Consider the following 11,801-nt stretch of genomic DNA (forward strand, 5'->3'; position numbering starts at 1 on the left):
CTTGTGTGAATGCTTACAGCGAAGGCGGAAGAGCGCGCCGTGCGGGGGCGACGGCGGCTGGCTGCGGACGGCGTCGCGGTCCCGCCATGACATGACCGACGCCGCGCGCAGCCGAGGTCACCAGCGGCTCGCGGACGTCAGTTGCGTTGGGCTAACCCCGCACCCGGACGCTCGCGGTGCTGCGTCGCGCAACCGGCGCGCCCGAGGTCGGCGCGGCCGTGACCTGCACGTTGATCCGGAACCCCTTGTCGTAGGAGCGGACCAGGTACGTCGGCCGTGTCTCGCCGACGATCACCGAGCCGTTGCGGCGCCAGCGGTAGGCGACCAGACGGCCGTGGGAGAGCGGTGCCGCCACGGCCAGTCGAGTCCCGACCTTCACCCGCGGCCCGATCGGGCCTTTCGCTCCTGTGCGCAGCAGCCGCCGCAGGCCGGGGGCCCGGACGAAGCGCGGCACCACCGCCGCCAAAGCCGGGTTGCCCGGTGCCGCGCCGGGGCCGGGCGTGACCGGGCCCGGGACGGCAACGGTGCCGTTGTCGCCGAGCCCGACGGTCGGTGTTTCCCCGCAGCGGTCGACCGGACCCGGCGGGACGTACCGGTCGCTCAGCCCGATCGGCCGCTGAAGGGCGCAGACGGTGTAGGCGATCGGCAGCGGTTGGCCGGCGACCGTGACGCCCTTGATGTCGACGTGGATGACGTGGTCGGCCTCGGTGACGCCGTTCTCGCGGCCGGCGGAGTCGCGCAGCCCCGGGTTCCAGGACAGGTAGCGCCCGGCGTAAGCGGTCTCGAGCCCATCGCCGGCGTGGCGCTCCGCCGGCAGTGGCTTGCCATCGATGGTCATCGTGACTTTCGCCTTGGAGATGTCGACCGTCGAGGGGTCGCTGCCGATGGCGACGTACCAGGTGCGGCTGATGGCCCACGGCCACGGGATCCAGCCCGGTCCCGGAAACGCGTTGGCGCGGCGCGGCGGGAGCTTCGCGGTGGTCTTCGGGAACCCGACGTAGAGCGCGCTGAAGCTGGACGCGGTCCCGGTGCCCATCACCGTGCGGCCAGCGTCCAACCCGAGCTTCGCGTGAAACGGGTCTTCGATGAGGCTCGTCATGGCGTCGCCGCCCGTGATCCCGTCGGGTTTGTAATCGGCCGAGATGTTGCTGTTCGCCGCACCGTCGCGGCCGGCCGCCGAGTAGCACGGCGCGCTCGGCGCGGGATCGTGGTCGCCGACGCCCGCGGCTTGGCTCATCAGCGCGGCGGCGAGCGCCTTGCGGTTCAGGTCGGGGTCGAAGCGGACGGGGCCGACCCCCGCGTAGCGTCGGAAGCGGTTCAAGGACCGGAGCGTCGCATCGATCGACTCCTGCGACTCGCTTCCAACGACGCAGCCGCTTTCAGACCCGGTCCAGCCGGAGCGGATCTGCTCGTCGGCCTTCTGGGCGTCCCAGTCGGCCACGGCCGTAGCGCGGTCGGGCGGTCCCTCGGCCCGCGCGCTGCCGGCCGCCAGCAGGACGGCCGCTCCGGTTGCGATCGCCACGCGCTTCCAGCCCAGGCTCATCGCGACGTTCTACCTGATCGCGGGCGTTAGTGGTGATTGATGAGTCAATTGACACCGCTTGTCGACAGGTCGCAGATCGTGACCCAGTGGACAGCGCTCTCGTTCGTCCGCCCGTCGCGTGACACCAGCCGCCGGGGGGGCGACCTGCGCGGTCCTGCCGATCTGCTCACCGGACAGGATCCGTGGGCGCGGCTACCCGAGTCGCCACCCTGAGGGGAAGGGGTAGACGCCCACCGGGTGATCGTGCCCGTCGATGTGTATGGAAGGTGTTGGTTCAGGTGTATGGTCAGTCGGTGATCAAGCGCACGAACATCAATCTCGACATGGATCTCGTCCGGCAGGCGAGTGAGGCGCTGGGGACCGAGCGCACGACCGACACGGTCCATGAGGCGTTGCGCGACGTCGTCGCGCGCGGACGTCGCGCGCGGCTGGCGGGGCGCGACTTCGCCGACCTCACGCCCGAGGCCCTCGAGGGCATGCGGCGGTCGCGCGCCGGCGTCGCGTGACCGAGTTGGCCGACACGAGCGCGTGGGTCTGGTCGCGGAAGCCGGCCCGCGGCGAACTGCGCCACGAGTTCGATACCGCGCTGGTCGACGGGAAGATCGCGACCTGCGACATGGTCCGGCTCGAGCTGCTCTACAGCGCGCGCAACACCGAGGACTTCACGCAGCTCCGCGAGGATCTCGAAGCGCTGGCCGACTGCCCGGTCGGGCCCGCAGAGTGGAAGCGTGCGCTGTGGGTCTACGAGCGACTCGCCGCGCAGGGCGCGATGCACCAGCGCGCGGTCAAACACCCCGACCTGCTGATCGCCGCAGCGGCGGAAGCGGCCGGCGCGGCCGTGCTGCACTACGACCAGGACTACGACCGCATCGCCGCGATCACCGGACAACCGACGATCTGGATCGCTCCCCGCGGCACCCTGTAGATGGCTACGTGAAGCGGCCGTCCTCCAGGATCGGGACGCCGTCAGCGGTCAGCCGCCCGCCGGTCCCCTTCCGCAGGTCGCAGATCATGTCCCAGTGGATCGCGGACTCGTTCTTCCCGCCCGTCTCGGGGTACGAGCGCCCGACCGCGACGTGGACGGTCCCGCCGATCTTCTCGTCGAACAGGATCGCCCCGATCGGCCGGGTGATGCCGAAGTTCGTCCCGATGCCGAGCTCGCCGACGCGTCGCGCGCCCTCGTCGGTCGCCAGGACCTGCTGCAGGTAGTCGTCGCCCACGTCCGCGCGGGCGTGGACCACGACGCCGTCCTTGAACTCGAGCTCGACGCCCTGCACGTCGACGCCCGAGGGGGACGACGGGATCGTGAAGCGGATGCGGCCGTTCGCGCTCGTCTCGAGCGGGCCGGTGAAGACCTCGCCGGACGGCATGTTGCGCTTGCCGTCGCTGTTGACCCAGGTCCGCTTGCGCACGTCGAGCGTGAGGTCGGTACCCGGCGCCTCGATGCGGATAACCTTCGCCGGCTTCAGGCGGCTGATCAGGTCCTGCTGGAAGCGGCCGAGCTCGCGCCAGGCGTCGACCGGACCGGCGGGACGGTCGAGGAACAGCGCGGAGGCGACGAAGCGCTCGAACTCCTCGAGTGACATGCCTGCGTGGGCGGCACCCGCAGCCGTCGGCCACAGCGTCGAGCACCAGCGCTTCTTCATCGTGTGCTCGCGCAGCGGCCGCCGGGCGATCTGCGCGCGCGCCAGCCGTCGCGGGTCGATGCCGGCGAGTCCGTGGACGTCGTCCGGCGCCTGGATCCCGAGCTGCGCGTGCGACCGCTTGGCCTCGCTGAGCGCCAGGTCGGGGAAGTCGTCCAGCTGCCAGTCCTGCGCGTGCTCGTAGTAGCCGCGGGTCTGGCCGGGCAGCTCGATGCGCAGGATCGGCCAGCCGCTGCGCTCCAGCACGGCACGCTGCAGCTCGAGCAGCAGCGGCGCCGCCAGGGTCGTCGAGCGGATGAGCACCTGCTGACCGTGCTCGACCTCCAGGCAGTACCCCGCCAACAGGTCGGCCATCGCGGCCGGGTCGGGGATCGGGCGGGTGACCGGGATGTCCGTCATGCCGCCCACCCGGCGTGCAGCGCCGCAACGGCGCCGGCGGTGTCGCCACCCAGGCGCGACCCGAGCGCCCGCACCAGGCGCTCCTGCGGCTCGACCCGCGCGCCCTCGCCCATCACGCCGATCCGCCAGATCTTCCCGGCCAGCGGACCGAGGCCGCCGGAGATCTCGATCCCGTCCTCGGTCAGCAGCGGGACGCGGACCGCAGCGTCCTCCACACCGTCCGGCAGCCGGACAGCGAGCAGCGAGTGCAGCTGCTCCCCCTCGGGCGCGAGCCGCTCGAGGCCGAGCACGCCGAGGGCGTCGCGCAGCGCCTCGTGGGCGACGGCGTGCCGCGCCCACCGCGCCTCCAGCCCCTCCTCGTGCACGATCGCCAAGGCCTCGGCCAGCGCGTAGATCAGGTTGATCGGCGCCGTGTGGTGATACGCACGGGCGGCATCCGGCTTCTTGAGCCAGTAGCCGAGGACGAGCGACAGGTCGAAGTACCAGGACGGCACGCGGCCGTCCTCGATCCGTGCGATCGCCCGCTCGCCGACGGTGAACGGCGCCAGCCCGGGCGGCGCGTTCAGGCACTTCTGCGTCCCGCTGAAGGCAGCGTCCACCCCGGCGGCGTCGAGGTCCAGCGGGTGGCCGCCGAGGGACGTGACGCAGTCGACGAGCAGCAGCGCGTCGTGTGCGCGGCACGCGTCGGCCAGGCCGTCGAGCGGCTGCGCGACGCCGGTCGACGTCTCCGCGTGGACGACGAACATCGCCGCGAACGGCTCCTCGGCGGCGGCAAGGAGGGCGGTCAGCGGAATCGCGCGGCCCCACTCAGCCTCGACCCGGACGACGGTCGCGCCGTGCCGTGCCAGCTCGTCGGCCATCCGCTCGCCGAACAGCCCGTGCACGCCGCAGATCACGCGGTCCCCGGGCCGGACGAGGTTCGCGACCATCGCCTCCATGCCGGCGCTCCCCGTGCCGCTCACGGGAATCGCAACGGCGTTCGTCGTCCGGAACGTCGCCCGCAGCCCGGCGGCGACGTCGTCCATCAACGCCCCGAACGCCGGGTCCAGATGGCCGATGGTCGGCAGCGCGAGCGCGTCGAGGATCCGCTGGGGGACCGGTGACGGCCCCGATCCGAGCAGCAGTCGTTCGGGGACGGTGATCGTGGCGAGGCTCATGAGGGGGTGCTCCGTCCGGTGGCGTTCAAGGGGCCTCGACGTCAGGCAGGTGTGCAGCGAGATGGGCGCGCAGCGCGTCGCGGATGGCGGCCCGCTCGCCCGGGGTGGCGACGCGCAGCCGCTGCAGCAGTGCCTTCTGGCCGGTCGTCGGGACGCCGGCCACCTCCCACCCGGTCACGAGCCGCTCGTACAGGAACTCGACGGCACGGTGCCAGGCGTCCTCGCGGGCGGCGGACGGCGAGGAGCGGTCGCCGCGGCGGACGGCGGCGTACTCGGTCCGCGTGCCGGGGGACATCACGGTCCGCAGCGTCAGGACGCCGAGGCCGCCGGCGAGCTCGGCGGGGACGGTGCCACCCTCGGTCACGTCGTCCGCGCCCAGGTCCAGGTCGAGGTCCAGCCCGAGGTCCGCGAACGACGTCGGCCCGGCGCCGGACGGGTCCTTCGGCGCGCCGTCGCGGTCGCGCCGCCGTGATCGCTTGCCCATCGGACGCCGGCCTACGTTGCCGCGGCAGCCTGGCGCAGCTGCGCGGCGACGTCACCCGTCAGCGCGTCCGCGTGGCCCGGCCAGACCGACGAGGGCCCGATGTCGGCGAGCTTCAGGATCGACGCGCGCGCCTGCTCGGTATCGACGTTGAACGCGGCGTGGGGGACACGGGGTTTGCCCTTGATCCCGGTCTGGGGATCGACCGTGTAGAAGCAGTCGCTCGACAGGGCGAGACCATCGGACTCGCGGTAGAGCGCGATCAGGCCGTCGGCGTGGCCCGGCAGGTGGACGACCTTGAAGCCCGCGACGTCGTCCCCCTCGTCGACCGTTCCGGCGATGTCGACAGGGCCGCCGTCCCAGTGCTGCAGCAGCAGCGGGAACGCGAACTTGCCCGCGGCGTTCAGCTTGGTGAAGTCGAAGCCGGCCATCCCGCCGTCGCCCTCCGCGATCGCGACGTCCGCGGGGTGGCAGTGGACCGGGACCTTGAGGCCGGGCGCCGTTCCGCGATGGTCCTGGTGGCCGTGCCCGAGGACGACACGCGTCAGGCCGCCGAGGTCGGCCGCGACGGACGCGACCGCCTTGGTCATCGCCTTGATGCCGGCGTCGAACGCCAGCACGCCGTCCCCGTCGCGCACGAGGTAGACGTTCATCGTCTTGACCGGGAAGCCGCCGCGGACCAGCCAGACGCCGTCGGCGACCGGCTCGGCCTGTGCCGTCCCGCCGACCGCCCGGGCCACGCGCGTCTTGACGTTGAAGGCCGCCATCACGCGCTGGTCGGCCTTGGAACCCTCGGGCGGGAGCATGCCGATCTGACGCGCGAACGCCATCGAGTCGCTGAATGCGTTGTTCTCCGCGATCAGGCCGTCGCGGATCGTGAGCTCGTCGATGCCCTCGAGGTATACCCGGGCGCCCGTGGCGGCGATCCCGCCGAAGTCGGCCCCGGTGAACGTCCCGACCGCGGTCCAGCGGACGGCGGCGCGGTCCTTGTTCGACGTGGTCGAGACGACCCTGAACTGCATGTCGGGGATGGCGGCGAAGAGGCCGGTGAAGAACTCGCGCACGCCGTCCGGGGCGGTGGTGTCGACCTGTCCGCGGACGAACTCGCGGCCTCCCGGATGCCAGCAGGCGACCATCGCCTCGACGTCGCGGGCGGTGACGGCGGCGAAGTACTGCTTGGCGACTGCGGCAGGAGTGGCGGCCATGTGGTGATCGTATCCCGCAGCGACGGGCGCCCTCTGCATAGACTGCCCCCGGCCGTCCACCCTGTCGGCCGGCCGAGCCCCCGGCTCGGCAGAGAGACTCCTCCCATTCCTGCTCCTGCCCACAAGCGTGAGGTCGGCCGCGGCGAGCGTACGCTCCCCGGGGTCTGGCGCCTGCGTCTGCCGCTGCCCTGGCCCGGTGTTCCGCACGTGAACGCGTGGGCGGTCGCGCGTGGGGACGGGGTCGTCCTCTTCGACACGGGGATGCACGAGCCGGGGTCGCTCGCGCAGCTCGAGCGGGCGATGAACCAGGTCAACCTCAAGCTCGAGCACGTGCGGCTGCTGGTCTGCACGCACGCGCACTCCGACCACTACGGCCAGGCCGCCGCGATCGTCGAGCGCGCCGGCTGCGAGCTGTGGATGCACCCCAGCCACCAGCACCAGACCGAGCTCGGCGGGGATCCCGAGGCCGCGCTTTCGCGCCGGATCGAGGTCGCGCGGCAGTCTGGCGTGCCCGCGGCACCGCTGGCGGCCTACCGCGAGGCCGCGACCGGTCGCGGGACTGGGTTGAAGGGCATTGTCCTGCCCGACCGGGAGCTCGTCGACGGGACGACGGTCAGCACCGACCTCGGGGACTGGGTCGTGCACGAGACGCCCGGCCACGCGCCGTCGCACGTCTGCCTGCACCAGCCGGAGCGCCGTCTGCTGATCAGCGGCGACCACCTCCTGGGCCGGGTCAGCATCTACTACGAGCACGGCTGGTCGCCTGACCCGGTGGGCGAGTTCCTGGCGTCGCTCGACCGCATCGAGGCTCTCGACGTCCGGCTCTGCCTGTCCGGCCACGGGCGCACGTTCACCGATGTCGACGCGCACATCGAGACGAACCGCGCGCTCGTCGCCGAGCGCATCGACCGCCATCTCACCGTGGTCGGCGACGTCGACGTCACGGCGTTCGAGGCGGTCGCGCTGGTCCACGACGAGCCGATCACCGAGCTGAACGCCAGCTGGTGGCTCTCCGAGACGCTGTGCTACCTCGAGCACCTCGAGGTGACCGGCCGCGCCCGTCGTCTTCCGGTCGAAGGCGACGAGCCGGAGCGCTGGACGGCCGTCTGAACGACCCCGGCAAACCTTGACACGATCGTGTTAGGGTTTGCGCAGCATGCGCATCGACGAGATCCTGGCCCGGAGCGACGGCGACCCGCTGTTCTCCTTCGAGTTCTTCCCGCCGAAGACCGACGCCGGTGAGGAGAACCTGTTCGCCGCGCTCCGCGAGCTGCAGGCGCTCGAGCCCGACTACGTCTCCGTGACCTACGGCGCAGGCGGGTCCACGCGGACCAAGACCATCGACATCGTCGCCCAGATCAAGCAGCAGTTCGGGCTCGACGCCATGGCGCACTTCACGTGCGTGAACGCGACGCGCGATGAGCTGCGCGCAACGCTCGACCAGATGCGGGACGCCGGCATCGAGAACGTGCTCGCCCTGCGCGGCGATCCGCCCCCCGGGGTCGAGGGCTGGGAGAAGACGGAGGACGGACTCGAGTACTCCCGCGAGCTCGTCGAGCTGATCCGCGACGAGTACGACGTCGCGATCGGCGCGGCGGCCTTCCCGGAGACGCACATCCACGCGACGTCGCCCGAGGACGACCTGCGCTTCCTCAAGGAGAAGGTCGATGCGGGCGCGCACTTCCTCGTCACCCAGCTGTTCTTCGACAACGCCGTCTACTTCGACTTCGTCGAGCGCGCCCGGGCCATCGGCATCACCGTCCCGATCATCCCCGGCGTGATGCCGATCGTGAAGCTCGAGGGTCTCAAGCGGATGACCGAGCTGTCCGCGGCCGTGCTGCCGAAGGGGCTCGAGCGCGAGCTCGAGGCCCGCCGCGCCGATCCGGAGGCGGTGTCCGAGCTGGGGGTCAGCTACGCGACGCTGCAGTGCGCCGAGCTGCTGGCAGGCGGCGCGCCCGGCATCCACTTCTACACGCTGAACCGCTCACCGGCGACGCGGGCGATCCTCAGCGCGCTGAAGCTGCACGCGCCCTGGCGCCGCGGCTGAGCGTCCGGCTCAGCGGCCGTCGCGAGCCGACGGCTGGGCGCTCAGGCCCTGGTCGGCGAGCTGCGCGCGGATCTCGTCGAACCGCGTGAGCAGGTCGTCCAGGTTGCCTCCGCGCGGCGCAGCGGCCGTCGCGGCCGGTGCTGCCGCGGGCGCGGGACGGGGGGCCTGCAGGTCGCGGACATGGGCGAGCGGTCGGTCGGCCGGGGGCGTCCACGGCATCGGCGAGTCGCCCCTGGGGTCGGTGGCCGGCGTCCGGGCAGGCTCGCGCGGATCGCGTGGGTCGGCGGCCGCACCGCTGCGCCGGCGCTCGCGCTCGACCAGCGCCTTGGCGGCGGCCAGGACCTGCGCCGCCGCCGCGTCGGTGCGGGCGCGCTCGGCGCGCTCGGACTCGAGCTCGGCGCGGACCGCCTGCAGGCCGGCGCTCAGCTCCTGCGCCGCGCCCGTGACCTTGCTGATGATGGCGGCGCGCTCGGCCAGCTGCTGCTCGAGCTCGGCGGTACGGTGGCGGCGCTCGTCGAGCTCGCCCAGGAGCGCGGTTGCCCGTGTCCGGCGCGCGGCGAGCTCGTCGGCCATGGCCTGCGCGCGCTCCCGGTCCGCCTCGGCGTCCCGCACCGCCGTGGCCGCCTCGAGCCGTGTCGCCTCGAGCTCGGCCGCCAGCGCGGCGGACGCCCGTTCGCGTGCGTCCGCGTCGGCGACGGCCTCGGCCACGCGCGCGTCGGCGGCCGTCGTGGCCGCGGTGACGCGCTCCGCGGCAGCGGACTGCTCCTCGGCGAGCGCCTGCGCGTGGTCGGCACGCTCGCGCTGCAGCTTGCTGTCCAGGGTGGTGACGGTGGACTGGATCTCGCCGCTGAGCTTCGCGATGTGCTGCTGCAGCGCCTCGCGGTCACGGTGGTGCGCGGCCTGGACGGCGACCAGCTGCGCGTCGGACTGCGCCTGCACGCGGCCGACCTGCTCCGTAGCGGCTTGCACGCGCTCGCGCTCACGCTCGAGCGCCTCGTGCAGCGCCGCCTGGTTGCCGCGCTCGGTCCCGAGCTGCTGCTCGAGGGCGACGGTGGCGGCGCGCGCCTCGGCGAGGTCGGTGTGGAGCTTCGCGAGGGCGTCGGCCGCCCCGGTGGCCTCGTGGCGGGCAGCGGCCAGCTCCTGCTCGCGGACCAGAAGCAGGCCGCGCTGGCGCTCCCCGGCGATCCGCGCGGTCTGGGTCGCGACGCGGGCGGTGTCGAGCGCCTGCTCGATCTCCAGGATGCTGCTCGTGGTGTCGTCGTCCGGCGTCATGCCGGGGTGCACGGTACCTGAGCCCGTCCCCGCGGTCGACCGCGGCAAGGGCAGCGTCACCGGCGCGTGAGCACCGCTGCCGATGCCGGGTCGCAGGCCGGTCACTCCTCCACCGCGCTGATCTCGAGGCCCTCGGCCAGCGTCGGGCGGCCCCGGACCTCGTAGCGGACGTCCACGGAGTCGTTCTGCCGGTAGGTGCCGACGCCCCACGCGCCGAGGAACCAGCGCCAGCCGGAGATCTTGTCCTTCTGCAGGACGGACGGGAACACGAGCGTGCGGCCGTCGACCTCGAAGTCCTCGCCCGGGGTCTGCAGCACGCCGTTGAGGAACACCTGGAAGGGACCGTCGACCTGGGGCGGGAGCGGGACGAGGGAACGCGGCACGGTCCGGCGACGATAGCTCGCCGGCGGCGCCGCCGCCGTCGCCGTCCAGCCGCGCCACTACCCTGGCGCGCGTGTCATCCGGTCCCGCCCACCCCGGTCGCGCCGAGCCCGAGCCGGCGATCGCCTACCGCGTGCGCCGTTCGACGCGGGCGCGCCGGGTCCGCGTGGTGGTGCATCCGGACGCGACGGTCGAGGTCGTCCTGCCGCCCCGGGGCCGGGACCGCGACGCGGCCGACGCGGTGCGGCAGCTCGAGCCGTGGATCCGGCGGCGGCTCGACGAGGCGCTGGCGCTGACGCGGCGATCGGCACCGCCGGTCGGGACGGTCCCCTACCTGGGCGGGCTGCTGGAGCTGCGTCCCGAGCCGGGGCGCACGCGCGTGCACCGCCGGGGCGGGGTGCTGCTCGTCCCCGAGCGGGACGCGGGCGACGCGGTCGAGCGCTGGTACCGGCGGCAGGCCCGCGCCGAGATCGTCCCGCTGCTCGACGACGCCTGCGCGGTCCTCGGGCGGCCGTACACCCAGCTGACCATCCGCAACCAGCGCACCCGCTGGGGGTCGTGCTCGTCCAGCGGCGCGATGAGCTTCAACTGGCGGCTGCTCCTGGCGCGACCGGAGATCCTCGACTACGTCGTCTGGCACGAGGCCTGCCACCTGGTGCACCTCGACCACTCGCCACGGTTCTGGGGCCTGGTGGCGCGCCACTGCCCGGGGTACCGCGAGCCGCAGGCGTGGCTGAAGCGATACGGCGCCGCGCTGGTCCTGCCGGCGGTCGAGCAGCCCTATGAGCCGCCGAGCACGCGGCCGAGCGCCGCGTAGGCGTCCTCGCCCGGCTGCTGCGCGACGAGCTGCCGGCGCCAGCGTCCGGTCCACGCCTCGGCCGATCCGTCGCCGCGGACGTCGACCCCGGCGTTCAGGCCGCCCTTGCCCCGCAGCTCGCCGCGGGCCGCCACCTGGGCGCCGGGCGCGATCTCGCGCCGGAAGACCGTCACCGGGTCGCGCGCGATGTCGAGCGTGCTCAGCCGCTCGCGCAGGGCGAGCAGGGCGCTCAGGACGTCGTCGTGATGGGTGCGCTCGACCTTCGGGCCGATCCGGATCGTGGAGGTGACCTGCGAGCGCGCCATCGGACGGGGAGGGTAGCTCCCCGCGCCCTACGCGGCCAGGTCGGCGATCAGCTCGCGCACGCCGTCGTGGTAGCTGGTGCGCAGGTGCGCCGAGATCCGGGTCAGCAGCCGGAGGGCCGCGGTGTTGTCCGGCAGCATGATCGCCGTGAAGTGGAGGATCCCGGCCGCACGCGCGCGGTCCGCGAGCTGCAGTCCGAGCCAGGTGCCGACCCCGCGGCCCTGGAGGTGGTCGGCGACGACGACGGCGACCTCGGCCGACTCGGGATCGGTCTGGCTGCGGACGTACCGGCCGACCGCGACCAGCGCGCCAGTCCGGTCCACGGCGACGAGGGCGGCGTGATCGAGGCCGTCGACCTCGGTCAGGTAGCGCAGCTCCGTCGTGGTGAAGCGCGGCTTGGGCGCCAGGAAGCGCCGATAGATCGACGCTTCGGACAGCAGCGCGAGGCCGGCGGCCAGCTGCGCCTTGTCGTCCGGGCGAATGGGCCGGACGGTGAGACCCGGTACGGGGGAGCCGATCGCGAGCATGGACACATAGTAGGTAGCAAATCGAA

14 protein-coding genes are annotated in these 11,801 nt (G+C 73.1%); 5 read left to right on the forward strand and 9 right to left on the reverse strand.

The genetic code is table 11. From position 1 onward, the window contains the following. Positions 1-151: 151 nt before the first annotated feature. Complete coding sequence (locus tag DSM112329_RS02675; RefSeq protein WP_354700264.1) at positions 152-1,543, reverse strand: CAP domain-containing protein; 1,392 nt, start codon at positions 1,541-1,543, stop codon at positions 152-154. A gap of 293 nt (positions 1,544-1,836) precedes the next feature. On the opposite strand from DSM112329_RS02675, the gene DSM112329_RS02680 reads away from it, so the two are divergent. Then, positions 1,837-2,049, forward strand: a complete 213-nt coding sequence (locus DSM112329_RS02680) for a type II toxin-antitoxin system VapB family antitoxin (RefSeq protein ID WP_354700265.1) — start codon at positions 1,837-1,839, stop codon at positions 2,047-2,049. Next, the gene (locus DSM112329_RS02685; protein ID WP_354700266.1) at positions 2,046-2,468 is read left to right on the forward strand and encodes a PIN domain-containing protein; all 423 of its coding nucleotides are present in this window, start codon (positions 2,046-2,048) and stop codon (positions 2,466-2,468) included. Before DSM112329_RS02680 ends, DSM112329_RS02685 begins: the two co-directional genes overlap by 4 nt. 4 nt (positions 2,469-2,472) lie before the next feature. Here the strand turns inward: DSM112329_RS02685 and DSM112329_RS02690 are convergent, their stop codons facing one another. Genes DSM112329_RS02690 through DSM112329_RS02705 form a run of 4 tightly spaced genes read right to left on the reverse strand, consistent with a single transcriptional unit; the run spans position 2,473 to position 6,428 of the window. Continuing rightward, positions 2,473-3,585: an aminopeptidase gene (locus DSM112329_RS02690; RefSeq protein WP_354700267.1), complete on the reverse strand. Its 1,113-nt coding sequence runs from the start codon at positions 3,583-3,585 to the stop codon at positions 2,473-2,475. After that, positions 3,582-4,742 carry an alanine--glyoxylate aminotransferase family protein gene (locus tag DSM112329_RS02695; RefSeq protein ID WP_354700268.1) on the reverse strand — a complete coding sequence of 387 codons (1,161 nt, stop codon included), beginning with the start codon at positions 4,740-4,742 and terminating at the stop codon, positions 3,582-3,584. Before DSM112329_RS02695 ends, DSM112329_RS02690 begins: the two co-directional genes overlap by 4 nt. A gap of 25 nt (positions 4,743-4,767) precedes the next feature. Then, positions 4,768-5,226: a hypothetical protein gene (locus DSM112329_RS02700; protein ID WP_354700269.1), complete on the reverse strand. Its 459-nt coding sequence runs from the start codon at positions 5,224-5,226 to the stop codon at positions 4,768-4,770. An 11-nt stretch (positions 5,227-5,237) separates the two neighbouring features. Then, positions 5,238-6,428, reverse strand: coding sequence for an ester cyclase (locus DSM112329_RS02705; protein WP_354700270.1), 1,191 nt, complete (start codon positions 6,426-6,428; stop codon positions 5,238-5,240). Between the two features lie 207 nt (positions 6,429-6,635). On the opposite strand from DSM112329_RS02705, the gene DSM112329_RS02710 reads away from it, so the two are divergent. Further along, positions 6,636-7,538 carry an MBL fold metallo-hydrolase gene (locus tag DSM112329_RS02710; protein ID WP_354700271.1) on the forward strand — a complete coding sequence of 301 codons (903 nt, stop codon included), beginning with the start codon at positions 6,636-6,638 and terminating at the stop codon, positions 7,536-7,538. A gap of 46 nt (positions 7,539-7,584) precedes the next feature. Further along, positions 7,585-8,475 (forward strand): methylenetetrahydrofolate reductase [NAD(P)H], encoded by an 891-nt coding sequence (gene metF / locus DSM112329_RS02715; protein ID WP_354700272.1) that lies wholly within the window; start codon positions 7,585-7,587, stop codon positions 8,473-8,475. 9 nt (positions 8,476-8,484) lie between these two features. Here the strand turns inward: metF and DSM112329_RS02720 are convergent, their stop codons facing one another. Further along, entirely contained in the window at positions 8,485-9,747 is a 1,263-nt protein-coding gene (locus DSM112329_RS02720; RefSeq protein ID WP_354700273.1) for a hypothetical protein, read from the reverse strand. A 101-nt stretch (positions 9,748-9,848) separates the two neighbouring features. Then, positions 9,849-10,130, reverse strand: coding sequence for a hypothetical protein (locus DSM112329_RS02725; RefSeq protein ID WP_354700274.1), 282 nt, complete (start codon positions 10,128-10,130; stop codon positions 9,849-9,851). Between the two features lie 71 nt (positions 10,131-10,201). Between DSM112329_RS02725 and DSM112329_RS02730 the strand changes: the two genes are divergently transcribed. Beyond that, a complete protein-coding gene (locus DSM112329_RS02730) occupies positions 10,202-10,945 on the forward strand; it encodes a SprT family zinc-dependent metalloprotease (RefSeq protein WP_354700275.1) in 744 nt (247 codons plus the stop codon). Here the strand turns inward: DSM112329_RS02730 and DSM112329_RS02735 are convergent. Beyond that, positions 10,909-11,250 carry a hypothetical protein gene (locus tag DSM112329_RS02735; RefSeq protein ID WP_354700276.1) on the reverse strand — a complete coding sequence of 114 codons (342 nt, stop codon included), beginning with the start codon at positions 11,248-11,250 and terminating at the stop codon, positions 10,909-10,911. The two genes, DSM112329_RS02730 and DSM112329_RS02735, sit on opposite strands and share 37 nt — an antisense overlap. 27 nt (positions 11,251-11,277) lie before the next feature. Beyond that, positions 11,278-11,775 carry a GNAT family N-acetyltransferase gene (locus DSM112329_RS02740; RefSeq protein ID WP_354700277.1) on the reverse strand — a complete coding sequence of 166 codons (498 nt, stop codon included), beginning with the start codon at positions 11,773-11,775 and terminating at the stop codon, positions 11,278-11,280. Between the last annotated feature and the right edge of the window lie 26 nt (positions 11,776-11,801).

This window comes from Paraconexibacter sp. AEG42_29 (genome assembly GCF_040581415.1).
In the GTDB taxonomy this organism is placed as follows: Bacteria; Actinomycetota; Thermoleophilia; order Solirubrobacterales; family Solirubrobacteraceae; genus Paraconexibacter.

What these genes read in the sequence shown, in the direction of transcription:
- DSM112329_RS02735 (WP_354700276.1), bottom strand. Translation starts at nt 11,250, where the DNA reads ATGGCGCGCTCGCAGGTCACCTCCACGATCCGGATCGGCCCGAAGGTC.
- metF (WP_354700272.1), top strand. Translation starts at nt 7,585, where the DNA reads ATGCGCATCGACGAGATCCTGGCCCGGAGCGACGGCGACCCGCTGTTC.
- DSM112329_RS02740 (WP_354700277.1), bottom strand. Translation starts at nt 11,775, where the DNA reads ATGCTCGCGATCGGCTCCCCCGTACCGGGTCTCACCGTCCGGCCCATT.
- DSM112329_RS02720 (WP_354700273.1), bottom strand. Translation starts at nt 9,747, where the DNA reads ATGACGCCGGACGACGACACCACGAGCAGCATCCTGGAGATCGAGCAG.
- DSM112329_RS02690 (WP_354700267.1), bottom strand. Translation starts at nt 3,585, where the DNA reads ATGACGGACATCCCGGTCACCCGCCCGATCCCCGACCCGGCCGCGATG.
- DSM112329_RS02700 (WP_354700269.1), bottom strand. Translation starts at nt 5,226, where the DNA reads ATGGGCAAGCGATCACGGCGGCGCGACCGCGACGGCGCGCCGAAGGAC.
- DSM112329_RS02705 (WP_354700270.1), bottom strand. Translation starts at nt 6,428, where the DNA reads ATGGCCGCCACTCCTGCCGCAGTCGCCAAGCAGTACTTCGCCGCCGTC.
- DSM112329_RS02675 (WP_354700264.1), bottom strand. Translation starts at nt 1,543, where the DNA reads ATGAGCCTGGGCTGGAAGCGCGTGGCGATCGCAACCGGAGCGGCCGTC.
- DSM112329_RS02695 (WP_354700268.1), bottom strand. Translation starts at nt 4,742, where the DNA reads ATGAGCCTCGCCACGATCACCGTCCCCGAACGACTGCTGCTCGGATCG.